Origin of the sequence: Microcoleus sp. B4-C1 (assembly GCF_036705285.1) — a bacterium.
GTDB lineage: Bacteria > Cyanobacteriota > Cyanobacteriia > Cyanobacteriales > Microcoleaceae > Microcoleus.
Map to the genome: position 1 here is coordinate 18,686 of NZ_JAUBUC010000005.1, position 21,388 is coordinate 40,073.

32 protein-coding genes are annotated in these 21,388 nt (G+C 45.1%); 24 read left to right on the plus strand and 8 right to left on the minus strand.

Features of this window, described 5'->3' with window-relative positions; genetic code table 11:
* Positions 1 to 44 precede the first annotated feature (44 nt).
* The 7 genes from QUB26_RS03035 (at position 45) to QUB26_RS03065 (ending at position 3,283) form a co-directional block, all read left to right on the plus strand.
* Positions 45 to 254, plus strand: coding sequence for a hypothetical protein (locus QUB26_RS03035; protein ID WP_333316546.1), 210 nt, complete (start codon positions 45 to 47; stop codon positions 252 to 254).
* 104 nt (positions 255 to 358) lie between these two features.
* Entirely contained in the window at positions 359 to 841 is a 483-nt protein-coding gene (locus tag QUB26_RS03040) for a hypothetical protein (RefSeq protein WP_333316547.1), read from the plus strand.
* 89 nt (positions 842 to 930) lie between these two features.
* Positions 931 to 1,254, plus strand: coding sequence for a hypothetical protein (locus QUB26_RS03045; RefSeq protein WP_333316549.1), 324 nt, complete (start codon positions 931 to 933; stop codon positions 1,252 to 1,254).
* A gap of 34 nt (positions 1,255 to 1,288) precedes the next feature.
* Positions 1,289 to 1,636, plus strand: a complete 348-nt coding sequence (locus QUB26_RS03050; RefSeq protein ID WP_333316551.1) for a DUF3846 domain-containing protein — start codon at positions 1,289 to 1,291, stop codon at positions 1,634 to 1,636.
* Positions 1,637 to 1,761: 125 nt separating this feature from the next.
* Positions 1,762 to 2,115: a hypothetical protein gene (locus QUB26_RS03055; RefSeq protein WP_333316553.1), complete on the plus strand. Its 354-nt coding sequence runs from the start codon at positions 1,762 to 1,764 to the stop codon at positions 2,113 to 2,115.
* Between the two features lie 641 nt (positions 2,116 to 2,756).
* Entirely contained in the window at positions 2,757 to 3,056 is a 300-nt protein-coding gene (locus QUB26_RS03060; protein ID WP_333316555.1) for a helix-turn-helix domain-containing protein, read from the plus strand.
* The gene (locus QUB26_RS03065) at positions 3,053 to 3,283 is read left to right on the plus strand and encodes an HNH endonuclease (protein WP_333316557.1); all 231 of its coding nucleotides are present in this window, start codon (positions 3,053 to 3,055) and stop codon (positions 3,281 to 3,283) included. The genes QUB26_RS03060 and QUB26_RS03065 overlap by 4 nt, the downstream gene beginning before the upstream one ends.
* Positions 3,284 to 3,428: 145 nt before the next feature.
* On the opposite strand, the gene QUB26_RS03070 is transcribed toward QUB26_RS03065, so the two are convergent.
* Positions 3,429 to 3,641 carry a hypothetical protein gene (locus tag QUB26_RS03070; protein ID WP_333316560.1) on the minus strand — a complete coding sequence of 71 codons (213 nt, stop codon included), beginning with the start codon at positions 3,639 to 3,641 and terminating at the stop codon, positions 3,429 to 3,431.
* A gap of 345 nt (positions 3,642 to 3,986) precedes the next feature.
* Positions 3,987 to 4,286 (minus strand): hypothetical protein, encoded by a 300-nt coding sequence (locus tag QUB26_RS03075; protein ID WP_333316562.1) that lies wholly within the window; start codon positions 4,284 to 4,286, stop codon positions 3,987 to 3,989.
* Positions 4,287 to 4,721: 435 nt separating this feature from the next.
* Between QUB26_RS03075 and QUB26_RS03080 the strand changes: the two genes are divergently transcribed.
* Positions 4,722 to 4,922, plus strand: a complete 201-nt coding sequence (locus tag QUB26_RS03080) for a hypothetical protein (protein ID WP_333054217.1) — start codon at positions 4,722 to 4,724, stop codon at positions 4,920 to 4,922.
* Positions 4,923 to 5,055: 133 nt separating this feature from the next.
* On the opposite strand, the gene QUB26_RS03085 is transcribed toward QUB26_RS03080, so the two are convergent.
* The 4 genes from QUB26_RS03085 to QUB26_RS03100 all read right to left on the minus strand — a co-directional run bounded on the left by QUB26_RS03085 (position 5,056) and on the right by QUB26_RS03100 (position 9,375).
* Positions 5,056 to 7,872: a DUF3854 domain-containing protein gene (locus QUB26_RS03085; protein ID WP_333316565.1), complete on the minus strand. Its 2,817-nt coding sequence runs from the start codon at positions 7,870 to 7,872 to the stop codon at positions 5,056 to 5,058.
* Positions 7,873 to 8,134: 262 nt separating this feature from the next.
* Positions 8,135 to 8,650 (minus strand): hypothetical protein, encoded by a 516-nt coding sequence (locus QUB26_RS03090; protein WP_333316567.1) that lies wholly within the window; start codon positions 8,648 to 8,650, stop codon positions 8,135 to 8,137.
* Positions 8,651 to 8,653: 3 nt separating this feature from the next.
* Positions 8,654 to 8,896 carry a hypothetical protein gene (locus QUB26_RS03095; protein ID WP_333316569.1) on the minus strand — a complete coding sequence of 81 codons (243 nt, stop codon included), beginning with the start codon at positions 8,894 to 8,896 and terminating at the stop codon, positions 8,654 to 8,656.
* A gap of 278 nt (positions 8,897 to 9,174) precedes the next feature.
* Positions 9,175 to 9,375 carry a hypothetical protein gene (locus QUB26_RS03100; RefSeq protein WP_333316571.1) on the minus strand — a complete coding sequence of 67 codons (201 nt, stop codon included), beginning with the start codon at positions 9,373 to 9,375 and terminating at the stop codon, positions 9,175 to 9,177.
* Positions 9,376 to 9,462: 87 nt separating this feature from the next.
* On the opposite strand from QUB26_RS03100, the gene QUB26_RS03105 reads away from it, so the two are divergent.
* The 16 genes from QUB26_RS03105 (at position 9,463) to QUB26_RS03180 (ending at position 20,749) form a co-directional block, all read left to right on the plus strand.
* On the plus strand, positions 9,463 to 9,672 hold the full coding sequence (locus QUB26_RS03105) for a hypothetical protein (protein ID WP_333316573.1): 210 nt from the start codon (positions 9,463 to 9,465) through the stop codon (positions 9,670 to 9,672).
* Positions 9,672 to 10,304 (plus strand): hypothetical protein, encoded by a 633-nt coding sequence (locus tag QUB26_RS03110; protein WP_333316575.1) that lies wholly within the window; start codon positions 9,672 to 9,674, stop codon positions 10,302 to 10,304. Before QUB26_RS03105 ends, QUB26_RS03110 begins: the two co-directional genes overlap by 1 nt.
* Complete coding sequence (locus QUB26_RS03115) at positions 10,301 to 10,486, plus strand: hypothetical protein (RefSeq protein WP_333316577.1); 186 nt, start codon at positions 10,301 to 10,303, stop codon at positions 10,484 to 10,486. The genes QUB26_RS03110 and QUB26_RS03115 overlap by 4 nt, the downstream gene beginning before the upstream one ends.
* A gap of 103 nt (positions 10,487 to 10,589) precedes the next feature.
* On the plus strand, positions 10,590 to 10,940 hold the full coding sequence (locus QUB26_RS03120) for a hypothetical protein (RefSeq protein ID WP_333316579.1): 351 nt from the start codon (positions 10,590 to 10,592) through the stop codon (positions 10,938 to 10,940).
* Positions 10,912 to 11,514 (plus strand): hypothetical protein, encoded by a 603-nt coding sequence (locus QUB26_RS03125; protein ID WP_333316581.1) that lies wholly within the window; start codon positions 10,912 to 10,914, stop codon positions 11,512 to 11,514. The genes QUB26_RS03120 and QUB26_RS03125 overlap by 29 nt, the downstream gene beginning before the upstream one ends.
* Before the next feature lie 181 nt (positions 11,515 to 11,695).
* Complete coding sequence (locus QUB26_RS03130) at positions 11,696 to 11,830, plus strand: hypothetical protein (protein ID WP_333316583.1); 135 nt, start codon at positions 11,696 to 11,698, stop codon at positions 11,828 to 11,830.
* Between the two features lie 14 nt (positions 11,831 to 11,844).
* Positions 11,845 to 12,012, plus strand: a complete 168-nt coding sequence (locus QUB26_RS03135) for a hypothetical protein (RefSeq protein WP_333302874.1) — start codon at positions 11,845 to 11,847, stop codon at positions 12,010 to 12,012.
* Positions 12,013 to 12,046: 34 nt separating this feature from the next.
* Positions 12,047 to 12,376, plus strand: coding sequence for a hypothetical protein (locus tag QUB26_RS03140; RefSeq protein WP_333316585.1), 330 nt, complete (start codon positions 12,047 to 12,049; stop codon positions 12,374 to 12,376).
* 6 nt (positions 12,377 to 12,382) lie between these two features.
* A complete protein-coding gene (locus QUB26_RS03145; RefSeq protein WP_333244438.1) occupies positions 12,383 to 12,688 on the plus strand; it encodes a hypothetical protein in 306 nt (101 codons plus the stop codon).
* Positions 12,689 to 12,733: 45 nt separating this feature from the next.
* Positions 12,734 to 13,096: a hypothetical protein gene (locus QUB26_RS03150; RefSeq protein WP_333244441.1), complete on the plus strand. Its 363-nt coding sequence runs from the start codon at positions 12,734 to 12,736 to the stop codon at positions 13,094 to 13,096.
* A gap of 45 nt (positions 13,097 to 13,141) precedes the next feature.
* A complete protein-coding gene (locus QUB26_RS03155; RefSeq protein ID WP_333316587.1) occupies positions 13,142 to 13,927 on the plus strand; it encodes a hypothetical protein in 786 nt (261 codons plus the stop codon).
* A gap of 2 nt (positions 13,928 to 13,929) precedes the next feature.
* On the plus strand, positions 13,930 to 14,406 hold the full coding sequence (locus tag QUB26_RS03160; RefSeq protein WP_333316589.1) for a hypothetical protein: 477 nt from the start codon (positions 13,930 to 13,932) through the stop codon (positions 14,404 to 14,406).
* Positions 14,328 to 16,256: a hypothetical protein gene (locus QUB26_RS03165; RefSeq protein WP_333316591.1), complete on the plus strand. Its 1,929-nt coding sequence runs from the start codon at positions 14,328 to 14,330 to the stop codon at positions 16,254 to 16,256. The genes QUB26_RS03160 and QUB26_RS03165 overlap by 79 nt, the downstream gene beginning before the upstream one ends.
* A gap of 229 nt (positions 16,257 to 16,485) precedes the next feature.
* Positions 16,486 to 16,779: a hypothetical protein gene (locus QUB26_RS03170; protein ID WP_333316593.1), complete on the plus strand. Its 294-nt coding sequence runs from the start codon at positions 16,486 to 16,488 to the stop codon at positions 16,777 to 16,779.
* Between the two features lie 168 nt (positions 16,780 to 16,947).
* Entirely contained in the window at positions 16,948 to 17,820 is an 873-nt protein-coding gene (locus tag QUB26_RS03175) for a 3'-5' exonuclease (protein ID WP_333316595.1), read from the plus strand.
* A 79-nt stretch (positions 17,821 to 17,899) separates the two neighbouring features.
* Positions 17,900 to 20,749: a DEAD/DEAH box helicase gene (locus QUB26_RS03180; RefSeq protein ID WP_333316597.1), complete on the plus strand. Its 2,850-nt coding sequence runs from the start codon at positions 17,900 to 17,902 to the stop codon at positions 20,747 to 20,749.
* Here QUB26_RS03180 and QUB26_RS03185 read toward each other — a convergent pair.
* Complete coding sequence (locus QUB26_RS03185) at positions 20,730 to 21,107, minus strand: HNH endonuclease (RefSeq protein ID WP_333316599.1); 378 nt, start codon at positions 21,105 to 21,107, stop codon at positions 20,730 to 20,732. The two genes, QUB26_RS03180 and QUB26_RS03185, sit on opposite strands and share 20 nt — an antisense overlap.
* Before the next feature lie 56 nt (positions 21,108 to 21,163).
* Positions 21,164 to 21,331: a DUF5049 domain-containing protein gene (locus tag QUB26_RS03190; protein WP_333316601.1), complete on the minus strand. Its 168-nt coding sequence runs from the start codon at positions 21,329 to 21,331 to the stop codon at positions 21,164 to 21,166.
* Between the last annotated feature and the right edge of the window lie 57 nt (positions 21,332 to 21,388).

The following is a 21,388-nucleotide window of genomic DNA, read 5'->3' on the forward strand; positions in this document are numbered from 1 at the left end:
TGTCCGAAATGCTGCTGAACATAATCAATTTGAGGAACTGGAAAATGACTGATTTGACTCCTTCTGAAATTGTTCATAAACACATTCAAACTAATCCAGAAGCTTTTCTTGAAGCTCTCGAATCTGCTTCACCCGAAACCCGTAAAGCTGTACTGGCTCATCTTCAAACTTTGCCAGATGCGAATGAACAAGAGTCAGTAACGCCATCTGAGGAAATTCCAGAGGAAATTCCAGAGGAAATTAAAGAAAGTTGAAGTTAATTCTCAGAACTAACAATCTTGGATAACAGTTATCCGAGATTGTTGGTAGGGGCTACGCAACGAGGTAATGATTCCTTTCAATCATCCAGGTAAAAATTATGCACTCTCAAGATGGAACAGATTTGGCTGTAGTTTCAGATTTTTTCGCTTATCAATTTGATGCAATAATTTCTGCAATAGAAAAAGCCAAAATTCTTCATCAAATTCAGCTATTTATGCACCCCACAAAGCCAGCATTTCGGTTATTTGTGCCTGAGACTTTTTTTGAAGAAACTGCCAACATTACCATCGCAATTGAGAAAAGTGGAATTTGCTATGACGAGACGATCGCACTAGCCAAATATAACTTTTTCAAACTTCAGCAGGTAAAGACCATGACTGATAAAAATGGTACAGTCTGGGTAAAAGTTTCGGATTTCTACAATCATCAACTTAATCCGACACTCCGTATCCTTAAGGATGCAAACATTCCTTACCTGATTCAAAAATTTGGCTATCAAGCTGGATTTAGACTGTTTGTTGCCCTAGAAAATCTTGAGAGAGCTAAAGAACTTTGTCAGATTAACGCAACTACAGTTTAATAAAGTGCAAACCGGGGTAATTCCCAGGTTCGCTTCCTGTAGTGCTTCGCTTTGTGATTTTGACTCTAGATTTGAGAGCATTTAAGGCGATGAACTACTTACAAGGAGAAACGACAAAGGGAGTTTGGGTGACAAATGAAGGAAAACGAATTCCTTACACTAAAGAAACCTATCAAGTTACTAATGATGAATGCAGTAGTTATTCGGTAGAAATTACCAAATGGTTGAAAACTACTACAATTTCTGTTTCTGTTGTCACTGGAGATAAGGGAATAGATGATGAATGGGAAAGACGATCGTTAACTCAGGAAATTCATCGATTAGCTAAATTACCTCATTCAGAATTTGATTCCTGCAAACTTCAATTGATAGTTCAGGCGATCGAATTTGCAAAAAGTTTGGCACAAAGTTAATAGCGTTTTTCTGGGTCGCTCCCAGATTCATTCAATGTTTTACGCTTTAATTAATCAAAAAGGCATCACGGTTCACTGTGCAGAAAAGCCGTTAGTAATTGAACAAATGCAAAGTTTGGTAGGAATTGAAGGTGAGGAAGCTTACATAGAAGTAGCTTCTTATCGCAGTTACTCTGACCCATTAATTGTCATGATTTGCGACGATGAGTTTTTAAGAAAAAGCTGTCAGCCAACTTGTATTACTGCTGAAGGTGCAGTTATTCATGGGCAAGTGCTAGTTTTGGCAATCGATCGAGCTACTGAAGATTTTGGTTTGCTTACTAAACAGCAGGTAGAGGTGGTGAAACGAGAAACCAAACTCTATCAAGTACATTCACGTTAGCTGTAACAAAATCATGCCCCTAATTCTGGGGCGTGATTGAAATTCAAAGAAAATCCTACTTTACCGGAAACCTCTCGATTTGGCTTCGCTGTGGGGTGGTGAGTCCAAAATTCAGGAGCTTAATCATGTACTACGTTTTACTCAATTCAAATGGCATTGAAGTGAAGGAAACATCCGAAATGCCTTCCTACGAACAAATGGCAGATTGGGTAGGAATTCCAGGTGAGCAGGTACACAAACACATTGACGTGGTTTATGGAAATTATTCTGACCCGGCGATCGTCATGATTGTTGATGATGAATCTCCTGTCAGAGATGACTATCAGCCCACTTGTATGTCTACAGGAGGTGATGTGCTTCTGGGTCAGGTGCTGATTTTTCACCATGATGTAGTAAATCAGGATTTCTGTTTGCTGAGTGTTGAGCAACTTCAAATCGTTAAGCAAGAAACCAGACTCTATTGTCGAGTTTCAAGATAATCTTGGAATCATGCCCCTAATTCTGGGGCTTGATTGAAATTCAAAGAAAATCCTACTTTACCGGAAACCTCTCGATTTGGCTTCGCTGTGGGGTGTTGAGTCAAAAATTCAGGAGCTTAGCCAATGTTTTACGTTTTACTAAATTCAGATGGTCTACACTTGAAACTCTCAGGGCTAAAGCCGCTGAGCTTTCCGCTTACCGTGCATTTTTTTGTAAATGTTCATGAGTTCTGTCTGCATCTTTATCATTGCCTTGACCAACGACCAATTCCTGACTTTCGGAAACTAGGAACAATTTAAAATGAAACTCGATCCAAATGACTTAAGAACTTATCCAGTTCAAGAGAAACCGTGCAAAACTTGTCCGTTTAGTGGTGAAAAACCATTACCTCTCTTTCCATCAGATTTGGCAATACTACGAAAACTTGATGGGAAACGGGCAACACATTTGTCATAGTACAAATAACACCAAAATCTGTCGCGGTGGTAGGAATATGCAACTGAAATGGTTGTGTGCAATAGGAATGTTAGATGAGCCGACTGACGATGCTTTTAACCAAGCAGTAAACTGGGCATTGAATAATAAGGAGTCAGCAACGTCAACGACCCATGACTAAATCTTAGCAATCAATTCAAGCTTTATGAACTGCGAAATCACCTTGGGCAGATTAATCAAAAATGCCCGGTTGTATCAATCTATGAGTCAAATAGAACTGGCTCAGAAATTGACCGATCGCACAGGAAGAAATGTAACTTTCTGTGAAGTGAGCCGAATCGAAAATGATTGCGCTGACATTCCGTATGAAGAGTGGCGGTGGTTAATCCCGGCTCTAGCAGCAGTTTTTGAAACTGATAAAGCCTGGTTTCAGAAAATTCATGACTCAACCCATACCCAAACTTTAGACCCGTCTCAAGCAATTTTCCCCGTTTATCTACCATGAGTTACAAAGTTGTTTACTTACACCGAATCATTGCCGAACAATCGATCGGTCGCAAGCTCAGACCCGGTGAAATTGTCCACCACCTTGATGAAGATAAATCTAATAACTCACCCGAAAACTTGGTGGTTTGTTCAAGCGCATCAGTGCATCGGCAATATCACATCCGGTCACTGCATCAGAGAATGGAACCCGCTCGACTGGTTAGACAAGGCGATTTGTGGTTCTGAGGAAAGCCCACGCATCCCTCACAGTACCGATGCGTGGGTCTGCCGGAACTTGGCTATCTGAAAGAGAGGAAAAAACGCATGAATACGAAAATGTTGGCAGTCTAGTTTTCTCTGAAAGAGGGTAAAGTTATCTTCAACTCAAGCGTTAATTGGGGCTGCGGAATTGTTGTTTTGCCCAATCCAACAGTTCGTCGTAGCTGGAATAAGCGCACAGTATTCGTGACTTATCGCCTTTTTTTCTTACCGCAATCACTTTGCCTCTTCTATTTTCATAACCAGGTTGTCCGGTTATTTCTTCTAGTTCTAGCTCGAAGAATTTAAGTGCTTGAATGAATTGAGAAATTTTATTGTCTTCCATTAGTTAATAGCTTTTGAATTGAATTTGTTCATTATTACACTGGATACATCTTAACTTCTCCGCCGTATTCTTACACACATTAGAAAAACAAAATTTGTTGAGCTTTAGAAACAGGAAAATTGCTGGCTTTGATCCTCTTTGAAGGTATGCTAAAAGCCACGAACCGGAGCCTAAAGTTAAGCCGGGATTGTGGCAGTTGCCGGGAGCCAGCGTCAAAGCCAGTGATTATTGCAAACAGAAGAAGTGATGTACACCTTATTTCCCCGCCTAGAGCTTGAAACCACTACAGCCACATCAGAAAACCTAATTGTCCCCGCCCAATCCCTGTAAAAGATTTAAATGTCATTATTCCACTAATATTACAGGGCTAGTGTTGCCTTTTGTGATAATTACATTAACTTCATTTTTACCCGGCTGTATAGTTCGCTCTTCTTTCGGTGTATCTTCACCAATTTTATAAACTATCACTTTTAACTCACAATTCCAATAACCTACCACCCCATAAACCTCCCCTATTATTTCTAGAGTTCGGGTGTCGTTATTGTCCACTGTTATATCGTCAGTAGTCAGAGCACCATAGTTAATCACTTCTACCCGAACAGATTCACCATAATGGTTAGTAATGTGCATAGTTCTAGATGTCATATTTTTTACCTTCTTAAAGTTTGTTATTTAAAGTAGAGCAAATTTTATTTACTCTAACTGTTGACTCAGAATAATGGTATATCCAGAGCCAGAGCCTGGAACTGCTAAGGTCATTAAATAGGGTTAAGCGCGTGACACACGGTTTTGGTGTCCTCAGCCGGACGGGCAGGTGGCTATTTTTCCGACGGTCTTCTAAATCTTTTTCACTTTGGCAAAGACTTAACAGCCCGTCGAAAAAATCCAGCTAGGGGTGTAGACGGAGATACTCATTTTTTAATTCCTAGCACTCCGAATAAATCATCACCTTGGCCACTAGGTTGCTCTCCAGCAGAGCCTAGCTCACTTATGATATTAATAACCAAAAATTTTATACAATGTTAATAGCAACATACCCCTTTTATTAAGTCTATGAAATTTAAATATAGAGGCTGGACAATGGATTTATCTTTGGTCGGAATTCACTACCCCAATTATCCATACACACCCGGTGAAGAAGCAAAAGCCATTTGGGAAATTGATATCTACGAAAATGAAGAAAACGAAAATTGTAGAATAATAGAGATTGGCGATCGGGAGGAAGTCTTACAAATTTGGCAACCATACATCGACCGACGTATAGATAACCCCATGTTTTAGATGTGTCACGCGATTGGAGTTGCGTAAAGCAGCTAAAGCCCATCCTGACCCAGGGTCTAAAATTGCTACGGCTATGCGAGGAAAACCAATATTGCGAGTATACACCAAACTAGACAGACATCTTGGAGTTTGATTAAGGTTGAGTTTTAGTTTTCTTCCAAACTTTAACTAGCCGTCTAAAATCCTCATTTTCATCGTTTGTCAGTAGTGCTTTGACCGCTTCCTTAACTCCCAATTGATGCACTTTGGAATAGACATCATTGGCTGCTGCGGGGTTGTTGTCCGCGATTGCTTGGAGTATCCGCGCTTGAAGCTTCTGAACTAACTCGGATTCAGTGGTGGCAACTTGGTCAGCGGTTGGTTGGTTGGAAGCTGCAACAGATTGAGGGGTGGATTCATCGGATGAATGCGGGGTTTGTCGGGGTTCGCACGGGGTTAGCAAGGGGTTTGTCGGTTGGCTTAAATTCCCGTCTGGTAAGAGTTCTGGTATTTCAACGGGGTTGGCGGGGTGCGAACCTACTTTTTCGATTATTTCTGACTCATGACTTGTGATGTGGGTTTCTTCAATCAACCCAGAAGACTCTAACTTTTCACCAAAGTGATGACTTGTGATTTGGCTTTCCTCAGTCAACGAAGAAAAAGATTCTAACTTTTCTGAAATGTTTTGAACCTCTAAACCCTGTAAATGGCTGTAATTCCCGTCTGGTAAGGATTCTGAATCCCTTGCTAATCCCGTATCCACCTCGTTTAGCCCTGTGTTGTACCCCGTATCAGTGGGAAGATTCTGGGGGATAAGCGCTGAAAGTGAATCGGAATGAGTGGGTGATGTTTCCCCCTGGTCGCGGAACCTCAATCCTTCAAACCAACTGCGGCCACCGGAGCGTTTCCACTTGACGGAACTAAGTTCCAGATAATCGCTGCAGAGTTCCGAGAGCATCTTGGGATACTTGATATGAGAAACGGCCTTGAGATTGGAATCGCACCAATTTTTATAGTGTTCGTAGAGCTTACCCGTCGGCGTAGAAGCAGTCGGGTCTACAATCAAACAATCATCGAAGTGAGCCGCGACGCTGTTGGTTTGCAGCTTCAACTCCCATTCTTGGAGTTTGAATTCTGCAATCTGATTCTTGCCAACTCCTTGAATGCGTTCGCTGACGGTGCTGTCAGAAAGGTTGAGGGCTACAGCAATAAGCTGAGAGATTTCTGCATCCATCCCCGCTTCAATTCTCGAATTTCGCAGCACCGTGGGTAATGGATTATCAAAGTGAACGAGGCACAAGCGACGGTCTAAACCAGTCGTATCGCCTACGAAAATTGGGTTGTTGCTGCCAACAATTAACAAGCCGTAGAAGAAAGCATCAGAAGCCGACTTGTACACTTCCCGGTAGCTGACGGCATCGCCACCAGTCATGGATAATATGGCATCCACACCCGAAGCAGCGCGTTCGTCGGGACAGGCTACCAATTGCTTATCGATGATGCTGGCCATTGTGGAGCCGTCATCCATATTTCTGAGCTTGCATCCCTTCCAATTATCCCGGCCTACTATTTTCTGGAGCAGCCTGATAAACGTACCCTTACCGCTCCCCGGCTTTCCGATTAAGTGAACGAACATCTGCAAGTCAAAGAACCGGAATTTGAGCAATCCGTTGATGATTGCCAGCAGTTTGAGGATTTTCTGGCGATCGCCCTGCATCGCCGTATTCATCCATCGGTAAGTGTTCGGGCAATTGTTGCGGAGTGTTTCAATCACATCGGCGTCAGTTCCCGTCAATGGCTTGTATTGATAAGGTAAGTATGAAGTAAAACCCATACCTGGAGAATGTTTGAGGATTTCGCCGGTGTTGCTGTCCCACACCGAATCATCGAAAGCAATGTAGCGCTTCCTATCCCAGATATCCCAGTGCTTAACTCGCAGGTCGTCAGTCAGGAGGCTCAGCACGTCTGTGATGTAGCTAGAACCTTTGTACTCAATATTTCTGGCATCAATGGTGGTTTTGACCAGGGTTCTAAAATTCCCATCGTCGGTACGTTCCCAATGCTTGCCCGTCCAAATCCGCCAAGTTTTGGTTTCGTTATCAAATTTCCACATCTGCCCGTAATCTTCAGCTAACTGATGGGCAAGCCGTCTCGGTGTGGGTGGCTTTGATGCTGTTTTGTTGTCACCCTCGTCGTCAAGATTGCTCTCCCAGTCCTCAAAGCTAATTGACTTGACGAGCATCCGCCTGAATTCTTCTATTCCTTTTTTCTGGATAAAATCATCCATACCTTTGGTTTCTCCCTCAGTGCCAGGTTCCCATTGTGCAGTAATGCTGCGAACGGGTACACCAAACTTAAGCAACTGGTGGCCGAGTTTCCGCTGTTCCCAGATGACGCTTGGATTGGTCGCTGCATCCGCATCAAAGACAATGATGAACCCAAAACCGGCACGAGCGTAAGCTTCTAGGGTGGGAACGAGATAGCGCTGACCCTGCACGTCGCTAGCTTTCGCTGTCAGCCCCATGCTGATGCCCATTAAGGCAATTGTCGGTAAATCGTGACTGCATCCCGCGATCGCCTTAAAAGCTCCCTCGGTAATCAGGAGATAGGGATGGTCGTTAATGCGGTAGCAGTGCTGCTTGAGATTTTCTGGCTCCCAGTAATCCTTATCGGTGGGATGCTGGGGTAAGAATGCGTCGTATTCTCCCACTGGTGTGCGGTATTTGGGCGCTTTTTTACCGCTTTCTGATTTCCAAGGCTTGTCCGGTCTGAATTGAAATTGTGTGGTTTTTCCCACGAATAGGATACCGCCAGACTTCGCTGTGTACCCCAAGTAAACTGATGCTTCATCCGCAGATACGGTGCGACAGTTGGCGTAACTCCAATTATTCAACAGCCCCCGGCTCTCAATGTGGCTCTTGTGTTTGGGGCAAAGATAAGCGGTAGATTCAAATTGCTGTACAACGTTCATAGATGCCTCTCTCCGCTACTCATAGCGGTGCTAACTGGTTTTTTTACAAAAACCCGCTAAATGTAGAAGAGACGGCTCTGCTTTAACTACCGTTGACGTGCAAAGGTGCAAATGATGCGGTAGTGGCAGAAATAGACTATGATTAATCTAAAGTTTTATTTTTTTGTTTGTCTGCCGTCTCTTCTAAAGACTGCGGACTCTTTTTTTTGGTCTGGTCTAATCGATGCGGGCGATCGCTTGTCGGCAACAGCCTTTTCAAATTCTATACGCGGACGTATTGCTTAGATTGCTGGCTGGCAAGGAATTGTTGATAAGCTTCCTTATCGCCACCGCATGAATCCACAGAAACCTGGCTAACAATCTCATAAGTCATTGTTTCAGCTTCGTCTGGTGTCAAAGGCTGGCGTTCGCAGTAAGCAATCTGTACATCCCGAAACTCCGGCATATCCCCTTCAACCTCTGATAGGTCAGCTTCATATCGAAACACTCTGACCACTACCCAGTCCGAGGGAGTGACAAGGTAAGCTTTCCAAGGGCTACCCTCTTTTTTTACGTGGTAGGTGAGCCGTTCGCCAAGTTTGACCTGACGCTTCAGTAGTGGACGCGAATCGTGGGAAAGCTGCAACAGTCGAGTCAACTGTTTCCCAATCACAAGCTCTTTGCTCTCGATCGGCACCCATTTTTCTTGCTCCTTGACTAGGTAGAGGTTCAGCGTAGACTTGCTTGCCAATGGGTCGTAGAGTTCGATGTCTTCAGTTATTTGTTCGAGTAATGTCATAGTTTATACCTCATCTTTATCCCTATTATCTTGATGGTCGCCCCACATATCCCAAAAACTCGTCTGTTTGCCTTTGAAGACGCAATCGACTTCGAGGTCTGAATCATCCTCGTTTTGTTCGATTCTTTTGAGTTCCCACCCATACTTCTTTTCCATCTCCTTGCAATCTTCTTCAGATGATGCCGAATGTCTGTTTTCCTGTTCCGAATCGTCATCTCCATTTTTGCTAAACGGCCATCCAATCATTGCAGTCACTCCTTTAAATGGATGTGTTTTGAAACGCCTCCAGCTTCTCCTAGTAAGCGTTTGAGCGATTGTAAACTCAAAAAGTTTGAAACGCCTCACGCTTGCTATGGTTGTGCCTAAAATCGCAATTTATGAAGCTTTCGGCGTATCGGAATCTTTTGAGTGTCGCACCCAAACCGATGGTCTGAGTGTACTTTCGACGAGATTGTGAGTGTTTGCGATCGCTCAGGAATTCGAGACGTTTGACACTCCTGTCGAGCTTCTGAACTTTTACAGGCTCAGCCGCTTGTGTCGCTTTCAGTTTCAGGGCGATCGTTCCCCTGATTTTGTTCTATGTACTGTTTGACCAAATCGATAAGCACTTCATTCATGTTTTTTCCGTTCAACGCACAAATAGCCTTGAACCGTTCTCGAAGTGTTCGAGAAGGAAATGTGAGTTTCAAGGTGGGTACTGGTTCTGTAGTTTTTCGGTCGGCCACTGGGATATCTAATGCAATTACTTTATATATCCCAGACTACCCGTTAAAGCTCGTTTTTTGCTTAATGGGTTAATAGGTGCATACGGGATGTTTGCATCAACTATCCCGTATAAGTTATCATACACTTACGAACGCCTACAAACCAAGCAGAAGCATGAAACAGTTATCTGTACTCCCGATGTGGTTGCTTTACTTAGCTTTGTTAGCGTCAAAAACCCAAAACCAAACCCCGCCCCCCATGACTGGAAATCTCAAAGGGCGGGGTATGGCACTCACATTAATGAGGTTTTCCCATAATGACACAACCACCGCCAATACCTGTGGAAGCGGCTGCAACTTTCTCGATCGCACCCGCACTCGCACCCGCACTCACACCCGCATCAGAATCAGAATCAGGTACACCAACAACTTCCCCTTTGTACCGCCAGCTCTTGACATCTGTTAACGCGATGCCGCACCAGGAACTAAGCGCGCTGATGGAAGCCGCAGTCTATTCATTCCGGCAAAACGATACCCTCACCCGCGCTATCAAAGAATGCGGGACGATCGAACTGTTCGGGGATAAGTGGCCCCTGGCTTTCGACTTCTTGCCAACATCCGCTGAAGCTTTGAGTTTGGTAGGAGCGATCGCCGACCAATTCTCGTGCCGCCAACTCCATCTGTGCTGGCAACAACTCCTAACCACCAGTACCCCCACTCAGAAGCTAGCGCTCGTTGAAGCTATTGCCTACGCCCAGCACTACTCCTGCACCGTATTCGAGGCTTTACAAGAGTGCGACCTCTTAAATCTCTTCCCAACGTCTGAACATTTAAATGTTTGGATGTCTGAAATCGAAGCAATTCAAATGATTCACTTGCTCTCCGGTTCTCTGTTAGCCCAAAGTTCAGAGACACTGCCCAATGTCGGTGATGGGAGGGATGATCGATGAAAGCACTCAGAAGCCATCAATTGCAGTGGAGCGTTACCGTCACCCGCAAGTACAATCCACCGCGTCAGATTGTAGTATTCGGGCGATCGTCAGAAGAAGCGCTACTGGGTGCTGTTTCCTCTGCCCGCGAAGTCTGGGGAATCTGGGATGCCAAATCCTTCGGTGTCCCGGTGAGACAATGATTTTTTTTTAATTCTTGGTTAGCTACTTCGGGTCAACTCTGCAAATAGCTAACCAAACAATCATAGTTTCGGGCTAAGTAGCTAACAATCCGCTAACCAGAGAATGCCAACACCTAAAAAGCCTGTAGACGTAGCTGTTTTTAACAGTCGGTGGGGCAAGTGGAAGCATTTCAGTTACTTTCGAGCCGAGGTAAGAATCATTCTGGGTAGAGGGGGAAAACCGATGCCCGAAGCGACTTTCAAAACCCGACTCGCGCTTTTAGAAGCAGAATGCCCGGAGTTTCAAAGACCGCCTTACCAGCGCACGTTTTCTCCCTTTCATTTGAACTGTTTGCTAACCCTAGAAACCTGGATACAAGAAGCCCACCACTGCATTGCAACTGTTAGAGAACGACTCCAAGAAGAAGGATTACCCACCCATGAATATGAATGCGAACACCGAACCGACAATTGACCGTCGCGATATCAAAACCAAATGGGGACTCAACAAAGTTTCTGACGTAACCAACGCTCGCAAAGCTTTAGGACACCCAGATTGGCAAAACTCTAAGTTCAACTCCGACGATGCTGCAGAACTCGACCTCTATTTCGAGTTGGTACTCAATCAACGAATTGCACCGCATTTGGCACTCGAACAAATAGCAGGGACTCGCAACGGACGCAGTGAATACTGCAACGACATCGACTCAGAAGCGATCGCCGACGGGGAAAACCGCGATGCTAACGAAGAGAAAAGTGGAGCAATCCAAGCAATCGAGGGCATGACTCGCGAAGCATCCTTGGGAATGGCCGATGTAGCAGTTGCAGTGAGCGACCAAATGCTAGATGCCTTTAAGATTTCTCTAAGCGCCAATCTGACCAATGGATTGACCGAGATGGCATCTCAGATTCGAGGTAACTTTGGTGTCCTGAGCGATGCCGTGAAAGCCGCCCCTTTGGACTTGAGGGATGCCAATCTACCCGTCCCAAAGCCTTTGTTACCAACCAAGCCAGCACCGCAGCGGAGGATATTACCAGGACTCTGGTAGACGCACACAAAGAGCTAGGGGAAGCCCTAGCTTTAAGGCAGGCTCAAAGGGAAAAGGTGCTGCTGAATCTCATCTTTTTCCTGAGCCTACAACGGGGCAGCCAACCTAAAAAAGCTGGCATTATATTGCCCCCCCATCGCACTTATGCTGAAGAAACAATCGCACTGATGAGGTTTGTTTAATGCTAGAAAGTTACGGCTTTATTGAGATGTATTTAGTAGTGCCTGGATTGAGATTGTGGCGGGTCGTTAAGTCTAAGCTGGCTACAATTAGCCAAGTGAGCGAAGTAGCAGTATTGGTAGGAGGATGCGCTTGAAAATCAGAGAAGTCTTGGCAACAGTTAAACACTGTAATTCAGGATGGCAAGAACAAAAACTGGTACACATCCTGTTTACTGACCGGGATGAAAAGTACCAGTTACTGAAGCCGTACTGTGTGGAATATGGCAAAAATGTCATCTTTAGCAAGACAGATAACGAGATTCTGTTACCAGATTGAGTAAAGCGCAAACATAGAGCTAAGGAGTACAGCGATGTTAGTTCACATCCGCAAAAAAGAGGTTTTGTTGTGGCACGAAGAGCAGTACGTATTTGTGTACGCTCCCGACAACAAATGTCTGGCATTCTGTCAAATCAAAGACCTCGACTTATATAGCAATCGCTGCGATGCGCTGTACAACATTATTGAGAGCGATGTTTACTTAGAAGCGGTAGACGAAAATAAAAATCTTTGCCAGCCCAAAGAGAAATATTTTCCCCCTGATTGTGTAGGGCCCAGAGAATGCCCTTATCCCGGAGTTTGTTACCGCTTCGAGACAGATCAGCAAGATTATGAATGTGATGGATATGAATCAGCAGGATAGGAAAATATGAACGCATACAAGGATTATCAAAGATTGCTGCCTCCAGCGACTCTTACCGAAGAAGATGAGTTCTACGCCGAATGCAACACCAATGGAATCAACCTGGTAGATCGGGTGAATGGCAAACCAGTTTACGTTTATCCCTACTGGATAGATAGACCCAACTGCAATTGGCACAGTCCTCCAGAACCGGAAAATGAAGATTACTTCATGCACTATGAGGATGAACATGAGGATGAAAATGAGGAGGGTGACGAGCGAGATAAAGCAAACAGAACTGGTTTTATTGAGAGATTAAAGAGATTGTGGTAACGATACAAACACCAAACTTAAGTTTTTGTAGGACGGAAACTACCCATGCCCATTAACCGCAGCCAAATCACTGACAATATCCTTCACACGCTTGCTTTTATCAAGTCGAAACTAGCAACACCGCGAGTACCAAAAGCACCAGCGCCAGCACCGCAATACGGACAAGTGCCACTGCCATTACCGCTACCCCAACTAGGAGATACCACCAAACTAATTGTGCTGTTTCTTGTTGCTTCAATCACAACTGCTTTGATGCTACCCAGGGTAATTGGTGGAATCAAAGTATCGACTGCTCGACCTGCCATCACAATGAATTTAGGCAACCAAAAAACCGTTAACCGAATATTTTGGGTGTTGGTGAGTGCAGCAGCAATCGCAGCGATTACCGAGAAAGATTGGCGCAAGTAGGAGAAAGTGATGATATGTGATTGGCTATGAAATATCGAGGAGAAAATGATGAGTGCAATTGTTAAATATACAGGCGGTGGAGCCATAGCACCAGCCCTAGTCGGCAAAGTCAAAGCATTTGATAGCGCGCCTGAAATGTTGACTTCCTTTCAGGGATACTACGGTTTCGACCCCTCAGCGTTTGCCGGGATGTCTGAGGAAGAATTGGGAGCATTCGTAGATTCGGTTGAAGAAATCAAGTTTCTCATTGACAACCTCGACAAGTTAGAAAAACACGTCAACGATTATATTGATGGCGTTGTCAAATACAACGAATTTGTAGCCCGATGCGTCAAAGCTGGCGCTAAGGGCATGGAGAAGATCGATCGCGCCACGCTCGACGTATTCTTGGCATGGAAAGGTTGGCAGGCTAATACCAAAAAGCTAGCCAAAGATTCGGATGTTGGCGTCAGACTTCTCGACCAAGAAGTTATCGATTACGGTGATTTAGCGGAATACGACCTTCAGATTTCGCTTCAGATTGTGGCTAACAGATTAGTCCGCCAAAAAGAAGCGCTATCCCAAAAACCAGACACAGAAGCAACAAACTATGCGGAGCGACAAGCAGCTCAACAGGCAAAAAGCGAAGAGAGAAATAGGATAAAAGACTTGTTCGCTTACGGTACTCGTGGGAAATACGGTTTGTCATCATCGAATAGCAAACAATTAAGTCCTGCTACCAATAACGCTACCAATAACGCTAGTAATAGTGCTACCAATAACGCTAACAAGGCAAGCGGTTGGCTAAAAAAATTGGGCGGTAAAGCCTTTGACTTTTTCTCAGGGAAGTAGCCATGCAGTTACCACCATTTCTCATCCCCAAACCTCAAAATCCCCCTGTCTCTCCACCTTCACAACAACCACCACTCCCCGAATTAGAAGAATCAGACCAATTGAGGTTTCTCAAAAACTTAAACAGCTTCTGCGGTCAAGGATTCTGGTTTGCGGTTGGGCTATCCATCGCTCACGTTTCGAGGATTCTCAGTGCTCCTGTAATGCTCGTCGCAGTGATTTTAGTAGCCGGGTTCCTGTTTGTAGTAAAACCAAAAAACCCAACCTCTTATTTACTATCCATGAGGCGGATTAGCGGGTTAGTGGTGGTTGTCGCCACTATTGCTGCATTTTGGGATGCGGCGTGGCTATTGGCAAATGCGCCTTTAAGTGTAGGCTTTGGCTTTGGGTTAACAAGAGTGTGGCAGCTTGGCGCGATTGTCGGTTTGTCGGTAGCGCTGATGAAGTTGGTCGCATTGGGGAGGAGGTGGATGAGGTGAAAAGCGCGATCGCCTGTGTGATTGTGGGCATCGGATGTAGCGGATTTAGCTTGTTCGGGTACTTCGACAAACACGTCAGCTACTGCAATGGAGTTACAAATCCCTGTACGCCTGTTGTGGTAACGGGTTCACAGTATCCCAAGAATGCTAAGTTTGTGAAGCTGCATCAAGGCTGGGGGCTGCTGCGTACTACATCCGGCGTAATTGCTGCAATCAGCTTTGGTGCGGGTTATTTTGCATCGGGTGCAGCATCGGTGAAGCAGAGAAAGAACGAGGAAGAGGCTGCTCTCAATGAAGCTCGACAAAAACAGTTAGAAGCAACTACCAGCGACATTTTGGATGAGGAAGAAATCCAGAAAACAGCGATTGCTGCTGACTTGAGAGTGAAGGACTTCAAGCGCGAACTCTACGACGGCTACAACACAATCTATTTAGAGAAGAATCCCGAACTGTTGGAGGCTTTGACAACCCCTAAATCTTTGCCGGCTTCAATGGAATCAAAGTTCCAGGAATTTGAAGATGCCCAAGTCGAACAAAACGCAGCACCCGCCCCAAATAACAATCAATTATTGGGTGTAGAACTGCCAGTAACTCCCAATTTAGGAGTGAAATTCTTTGATTGGAAACAGTTTAGGGACACTCCTGAGATGTTTCCTCACATTAGAGGAGTTGCAGCTACCCGATGCGGAAAAACCACGCTATTTGATTGGCTGATGGATGTGATGCCATCCCAAAAGCAGTCGGTAATTACGGTCAAACGGTGGCCGCATCAATGGATTGGCTTAGATGTAATAGGAGTGCCTGAAGATTACCAAGCTATCCGTTCATCTTTGGAAGCACTGCAAGGTGAAAGAGTGCGGCGTACAGCATTAATGGCAAAGGGGATTGATTCACCCATTTGGAATGTAGCTGTGGATGAATGGAAAGCAATTTCGCGTAATGTGAGAGCGATTGTCGATCGCAAAACCAAACAGATTATTGCTCTTAGCGCCAAGCAAATTATGGGTGAAATGATTACTTTAGCCAGGGAAACCAACATCCGCATCTTTGCTTTAGCGCAGGGCAGACAAGTTGTAACTTGGGGATTGGAGGGAGAATCAGATTTAGCGGAGTGTTTCTGTAGCATTTACATGGGCAAGTTCGCAGTAGAAGAATGTGAATCCTATCGCAACAAATTCCCCAAGGATTCCGAGCAATACGCCAAATACCAACAAGTGCGAGATTACTTGGAATCGCTGGGGAATCGGGCTGCGTGGATTAGCTGCGAGTTAGGAGAATTCCCCGCTGTTGTACCCGACTTGAGTCAATGGAAACGAGAACTTCCTCACCAGCCATCCAAAACAGAAACTTCCGCAAATACTGAAACAACTCAAGCAACTGAGTTGGCTACCAATCAAGAATCAGAAGACTCTCAAGAACTATGGGAACTAGCCAAGAAGCGGCTCCTAGAATCTTGGCAAAGTGATGAAGTTACGGCACGGGAAGATACTGCTACTTCACCTCCTCATGAAGCGGACAAAGTAGGAGATGAAGCGAGTGAAGTGTTGCAGGATAAGGATTCTAGCACTGCTTCCCTACTTCCTGAACCAGAGCGCTCGAAGGCGTTGGCGAGGGTGATGGCACTTTTAAACAAGCGGGGAAGCAGTGAAGTAGAGCAAGTTAGTGAAGCGATCGCCCTTATTCCCACTCATCCCGACAAAGCACTTTGGTTGAGCTTAAAAATCCTCAAGTTAGGAGTTACTGCAACGAGTAGAGATGTGTTCGGCTGCGGTACAGGAGGTAAAGGATTCCAGAAAGCGAAAGATTGGTACGGTTTACTTGAATCAACATTTGGAAAAATAGTGGAGTAGCCTATGAAATTCCCTTGGCAAAAACCAGACCACAAAGACCAGCTTATTGAAACCTATCGTCAAGCCGGTTCAGCATACGCTTTCCCCTGCGAATTGGAGCAATGGAACGCTGCTACGGGCACCTGAAGCCGAGAAGGTGGAAACGCGGTGGAGATGGTGCAGACTTGGCACGAATAGCTTTACAACAAACCGAGAATAGTGCAGCACTAAAGTTAACTAAGGAGGATTAATGATGAAGATTACAGGAAAAAACGGCAAACCTTTGTACGGTGCTGCCAGAGCAGCAGTTCTCAGAAAACAGAGCCGAACTAATTGGCACAATGAAGAAGAAGTAGCGATACTCTTTCAGTCCCTTGACGAACGCATAGTGCAATTAGAAAGTCGGCAAAGGCAAGCTCCCCTGGCTATTGTTGTGGCGTTAATCATTGGATGTGCTTTTGGAAGCATTGTTAAGCCTAACCTAGCAGCAATTGTAGTGGGTGCTAGTGCAGCCGGATTAGTGCTAGCAATTCGTAGACAATAATACTCATGGCATGAGATAATTAATGCGTCATTTAGTTTTGCAGCGGATGGCTCATCTCCCAGGAAACTGGGGGTTTTCTACTTTTCTGATACTACCCATTGTAGCTGATTCTAAAAAGCTAATCTTACAGCTCAAGCTTACAACACAAGAATCAATCGAGCAGCAAATATGGAGCTAACCAAATACAGTTGGTGGGGCAATCCCAACGAACCACCAGAACACCTAAAAACTAAAAAGCAATTGGGTGAACTCGGTTTATCGCCTCTGAAACCTTCCGGCGTTATCGAAACACGAAAATACGATGTGTTTCTCTACGATATCCACAATCCTGAATGCTGCCGACCCAAAAGAAAACCATCTCCCAAACAATTAGAAACTCTAGCCGCTAATCGCCTCAAAGCTAAAATCAAACGGGATTACCGGGAATGGTATCGAGAAGTAGGTTTCATAGAAAAAGATAGGGTAAGAGCAGTGAAGTGGGCAAGAGAACAATTAAGCCAGAACGATTGGGTGATTCTGGATACTGAAACTACTGGCTTCGATAATGCTGAGATTGTGGAAATAGCAATTATCGATCGCACTGAAGAAACCTTGCTCGATACCCTCATCAAACCCACAGTTCCCATCCCCGCAGAAGTAACAGAGGTTCACGGCATTAGCGATGCAATGGTAGTCGATGCTCCTACCTTTCCCGAACTCTATCCTCGTATTGATGCAGCCCTGAAAGATAAACGAGTGTTAATCTACAATTCTGCTTTTGATATCCAGATTTTAAATTACTGCTGTCGGCTTCACAGTTTGCCCATTTTGAAGTTGACAAAGCGCTCTGATTGCCTGATGGAATGGGCGGCACAGTGGAGGGGATATTGGAGCTACTATTACGAAGATTATAAATATTTTCCTTTGCCTGATGGAAACCACCGAGCATTGGGAGATTGCACGGCTGCTCTCAAATTAATTAAGAAGATGGCGGCGGATTCGGATCAAATCAATTGCCCCGTGCCAATTCCTGAGAGTAAGCGTAAATCCCAAAGTCAATGATGCCCCGTTAAATTGAGAGAATGTCAGCAGTCTGGGAGAAGAAGTTTATGATGAAGCCATTGGAGTTATCCCCAAAACTATGACAAACCCTGAGCCCCCTGACTATGCTGCTCTTATCCGCGCTGTAACTCCCAACAGCGAACGAAAGCATCCTGAGTGGCTAGACCCAGGACAGCCGCTCTTTTCGCCCAAGCGCGGACAAGGCGAGGTTATGTCTTGGATGGGTAACATACTCATAGCAAAGTTTCCCGGATACTCGATTCCCGTTCAATTCAAAAATTGGCAGCAATCTGTCGAAACGGGTGAAATCGCTCCTGTTAGCGCACCAGCATCCTCATCCCAATCTGAAGAAAACGGTGCAGGTGAAGTACAGGCTACAAGCTTTTCTCAGGTAAGCCCAGCAGAAATTGCCGCTATTCCTCAACCCAAATTTAGAGCGATCGCGCAAGAGTTAGCTTCACATCTTAGCGCTGTTCGCATTACTCCTCCCGAATCTGGTTCGTTGGATGCCATTCCACAGGACTTACCCTCCCCCTTGCAAAATGCTCTTCGGGGATTGGGAATTAACAACTTGTATTCGCATCAAATTGAAGCCTTAGATTGCTTGCGGAAGGGCTGCGATTTGAGTATTGTGACTCCTACAGCATCGGGAAAAAGCCTGTGCTACAACATCCCAATTCTCGAAGATTGTTTGAACCGCCCTCAAACTTCCGCGCTCTATATCTTTCCGCTGAAAGCTCTAGCTTTCGATCAGTTTCGCAAACTTCAGCGCATTGTCGAAACCTTTCCTCAAGAACAGCGTGTAAAAGTTGGGCAAATGACAGGCGATACTCCCTACACCGAACGTTTGAAACTCTTTGTGCCTCATCTCCCCAATATTTTAGCGGTCAGTCCCGACTTGCTGCATCATCACTTATCCAAGATTCCGCGCTCAGAATGGGAACCCTGGCGACAATTTCTGCGGCGGTTGCGGTGGGTAGTGATTGATGAAAGCCATACCTATACAGGTGCATTTGGAGCTCATTTTACTAACCTAATGCGCCGATTGCGTAGGGCTGTAGACAGCGTGGGAGGCAACAGCAGCAAGCTCCAATTTATTTGTTCTTCTGCCACGATTGGCAACCCGCGAGACATGGCACTGAGATTTAGCGGTAGAACGTCTCAACCCGATCGCCTGCATTTAATTGAAGGCAGCGGGGCGGGTACGGCTGGAAGGACGGTTTTGTGTTTAGCTCCCAGCGACACAGCGAATTCCGATGCTTGCAAGATTGTTTTAGCTTGGCTGCAACAAGACTTGAGCGGAATTGTGTTTTGCAATAGTAGAGGAGCCGTTAAAAAACTTGTAGATTTAATTCAAAAAGAAAGTACGCGACAGGGAAATAGTTATTGGGCGCAAAAAGTAACTGCTTTCTACGGTTCTTTAAAAAGCGATCGTCGCCAAAATATCATTAGTCAACTGCAAAGTGGAAAACTTAAAGTAATTATTTCTACATCAGCACTAGAAGCGGGTCTGGATTTACCAGAATTGGATTGCTGTTTGGTGAAGGGATATCCCGGTTCTATCATGTCCTTTCGCCAACGCCTGGGACGTGCTGGAAGAATCGATCCGGGATTGGTAATTTTTTTGCCAGTTGCCCAAAATTCCTTAGACTACTATTACGGTAAGAATCCGAACCAATTGCTATCAGGAGAAGTAGAAAGCGCCGCATTTTATCCCAATTATCCTACCATTGTGAGCAAACACATTGAATGTTGCTGCGTCGAAAGCGGTTTGCCTGCTGTTGAGGTTGAAAGTCGATTTGATGCTGCAGGAGGTGCGGTTGCTGAGGAACTGCTGGATCAAGATAGACTTTTCTTGGTTCGCAATAGTACACTCCGAGGGTGGGGAAATCCTCATCTAAAAGTCAATATTAGAGGCAACGCTATAGATGCTATTGAATTAATTGACAAGAATACGGGAGAATCTTTTGAAGAAATGTCGCGAGATATTGCCTATCGAGAAGTCTTTCCCGGTGCAATTTATACGGCTTTTGACGACGGCAACAGTTTAGTTACTTATCTGTGTCAAAGCCTAGATACCGACCAGAACAAAGCAATACTCCAGCCCTTTGAAGAAGACCCCAGCTTATTTACCGAACCTGATTTAGGTTTGCAAATCGAACTTTTAGAAAACCTAGAAGACCCCCGCATTATTCCTACCAGCTTACCAGACGCAAGGCTGAGATTAACTTTGGGATGGGGGAAGATTACATCAGAAGTAATGGGCTACAAGCTTTGTAAAAGAGAATATCGACACACTTGCACCAATGTCAAATGCCGCTGTCACAAACAGTTTCTTGAAGGTAAAATATGTACGTCTTGTGGTCGGAATTTGAAATCGATCGAAATAAATACACTGATTAAATCAGTACCGTTCAATCCGCCCTATCAAATACAATATGAAGCTCCCGTCGTTAAAGTCGAAGTAAATCCGGCTCTGATTGCAGCAATTACAGGCGAAGTTGACCGCCACAAAGCTAGTGCAAGAACCCAATATGGAGATGATATTCCTCAAGAGTTGGAAGGTTTGTTTAAAAGCCCTCCAGTTGCAGTTGCGTTGCACAGTATGGCTCATCAAATTCAGCTAGCTGTTCCCCTAGTCGTGCTTTCCTCTACTCACGATGTGAACTGTACAGTAGAACGAGATGATTCGGGTATCGTTGCTTACTTTTTTGATACCACAGATGGGGGGAATGGAGCATCTGAAGAAATCGGGAAGCAGTTACCGTTATTTGCTGCTAAAGCAATGTCTCTTGCCTTAAATTGCGAGTGTTCTGACGGGTGCCCTAAATGCTTGATTCAGCTTGGTTGTCCCCAGCAAAACCAGGGACTGCACAAGAAAGTTGGTCTGTTTCTGCTTGAAGCAATAGCTACAAATTCTTCAATTTAACAGCCGATAAATTGTCCGGTGCCGATTCCCCAAAAGAAGCGATGAGCTCCCAATCAATACCATCATCAGGGAACAGCGACAACTGCCCCGGCGATACGTTAGACTGACCGCGATTGTGATACGAAAGATGGCAGGCAGTACAAAGCGCGATTAAGTTTTCTGGGCGGTTGTCCTCCGGTATCCGATTGCGGTGGTGTACCGCCAAAGTTAAAGCACACCGTTCAGATTTGGTTAAACCGCTTTGTTTGCCGGGTCGGAGGCATTGTTGATGGCACTTAGTGCAGCGCCACCCCGCACTTTCTTTCACCGAGAGCGCAATTTGTTGCCAATTGTCGGGATACCTCTTTGGTTTTGCCATAGCTCATTTCTCTACCAATATGGCGATCGCTTTTCCTGTTACCGGCTCTATCCAGTTCACTGAGCTGCGAATCCCCTAAAAACTCCGCTGCAATAAATTTCCAAGTTTGCTTCAATCCATTGAGCGGTTTCTAGATATCCCAAAGCTACGGCTTGAAGTCGCACCGTGTTTGCGTGGAACATATTGGTCGTGTTTGCTTCTCGAACTGCATCAATCCCTTCCAAGATGCGTTCTGGGATTTGGATCGGTTCCTCTGACCCTAGAGAACTGGGGAGCTTCCC

Coding starts and splice junctions, on each gene's coding strand:
- QUB26_RS03155 (WP_333316587.1), top strand. CDS start 13,142: ATGATGAGTGCAATTGTTAAATATACAGGCGGTGGAGCCATAGCACCA.
- QUB26_RS03125 (WP_333316581.1), top strand. CDS start 10,912: ATGAATGCGAACACCGAACCGACAATTGACCGTCGCGATATCAAAACC.
- QUB26_RS03060 (WP_333316555.1), top strand. CDS start 2,757: ATGAACTGCGAAATCACCTTGGGCAGATTAATCAAAAATGCCCGGTTG.
- QUB26_RS03050 (WP_333316551.1), top strand. CDS start 1,289: ATGTTTTACGCTTTAATTAATCAAAAAGGCATCACGGTTCACTGTGCA.
- QUB26_RS03180 (WP_333316597.1), top strand. CDS start 17,900: ATGACAAACCCTGAGCCCCCTGACTATGCTGCTCTTATCCGCGCTGTA.
- QUB26_RS03075 (WP_333316562.1), bottom strand. CDS start 4,286: ATGACATCTAGAACTATGCACATTACTAACCATTATGGTGAATCTGTT.
- QUB26_RS03045 (WP_333316549.1), top strand. CDS start 931: ATGAACTACTTACAAGGAGAAACGACAAAGGGAGTTTGGGTGACAAAT.
- QUB26_RS03145 (WP_333244438.1), top strand. CDS start 12,383: ATGAACGCATACAAGGATTATCAAAGATTGCTGCCTCCAGCGACTCTT.
- QUB26_RS03070 (WP_333316560.1), bottom strand. CDS start 3,641: ATGGAAGACAATAAAATTTCTCAATTCATTCAAGCACTTAAATTCTTC.
- QUB26_RS03055 (WP_333316553.1), top strand. CDS start 1,762: ATGTACTACGTTTTACTCAATTCAAATGGCATTGAAGTGAAGGAAACA.
- QUB26_RS03040 (WP_333316547.1), top strand. CDS start 359: ATGCACTCTCAAGATGGAACAGATTTGGCTGTAGTTTCAGATTTTTTC.
- QUB26_RS03150 (WP_333244441.1), top strand. CDS start 12,734: ATGCCCATTAACCGCAGCCAAATCACTGACAATATCCTTCACACGCTT.
- QUB26_RS03080 (WP_333054217.1), top strand. CDS start 4,722: ATGGATTTATCTTTGGTCGGAATTCACTACCCCAATTATCCATACACA.
- QUB26_RS03130 (WP_333316583.1), top strand. CDS start 11,696: ATGCTAGAAAGTTACGGCTTTATTGAGATGTATTTAGTAGTGCCTGGA.
- QUB26_RS03105 (WP_333316573.1), top strand. CDS start 9,463: ATGTTTGCATCAACTATCCCGTATAAGTTATCATACACTTACGAACGC.
- QUB26_RS03065 (WP_333316557.1), top strand. CDS start 3,053: ATGAGTTACAAAGTTGTTTACTTACACCGAATCATTGCCGAACAATCG.
- QUB26_RS03120 (WP_333316579.1), top strand. CDS start 10,590: ATGCCAACACCTAAAAAGCCTGTAGACGTAGCTGTTTTTAACAGTCGG.
- QUB26_RS03110 (WP_333316575.1), top strand. CDS start 9,672: ATGACACAACCACCGCCAATACCTGTGGAAGCGGCTGCAACTTTCTCG.
- QUB26_RS03140 (WP_333316585.1), top strand. CDS start 12,047: ATGTTAGTTCACATCCGCAAAAAAGAGGTTTTGTTGTGGCACGAAGAG.
- QUB26_RS03160 (WP_333316589.1), top strand. CDS start 13,930: ATGCAGTTACCACCATTTCTCATCCCCAAACCTCAAAATCCCCCTGTC.
- QUB26_RS03085 (WP_333316565.1), bottom strand. CDS start 7,872: ATGAACGTTGTACAGCAATTTGAATCTACCGCTTATCTTTGCCCCAAA.
- QUB26_RS03170 (WP_333316593.1), top strand. CDS start 16,486: ATGATGAAGATTACAGGAAAAAACGGCAAACCTTTGTACGGTGCTGCC.
- QUB26_RS03095 (WP_333316569.1), bottom strand. CDS start 8,896: ATGATTGGATGGCCGTTTAGCAAAAATGGAGATGACGATTCGGAACAG.
- QUB26_RS03175 (WP_333316595.1), top strand. CDS start 16,948: ATGGAGCTAACCAAATACAGTTGGTGGGGCAATCCCAACGAACCACCA.
- QUB26_RS03090 (WP_333316567.1), bottom strand. CDS start 8,650: ATGACATTACTCGAACAAATAACTGAAGACATCGAACTCTACGACCCA.
- QUB26_RS03035 (WP_333316546.1), top strand. CDS start 45: ATGACTGATTTGACTCCTTCTGAAATTGTTCATAAACACATTCAAACT.
- QUB26_RS03115 (WP_333316577.1), top strand. CDS start 10,301: ATGAAAGCACTCAGAAGCCATCAATTGCAGTGGAGCGTTACCGTCACC.
- QUB26_RS03185 (WP_333316599.1), bottom strand. CDS start 21,107: ATGGCAAAACCAAAGAGGTATCCCGACAATTGGCAACAAATTGCGCTC.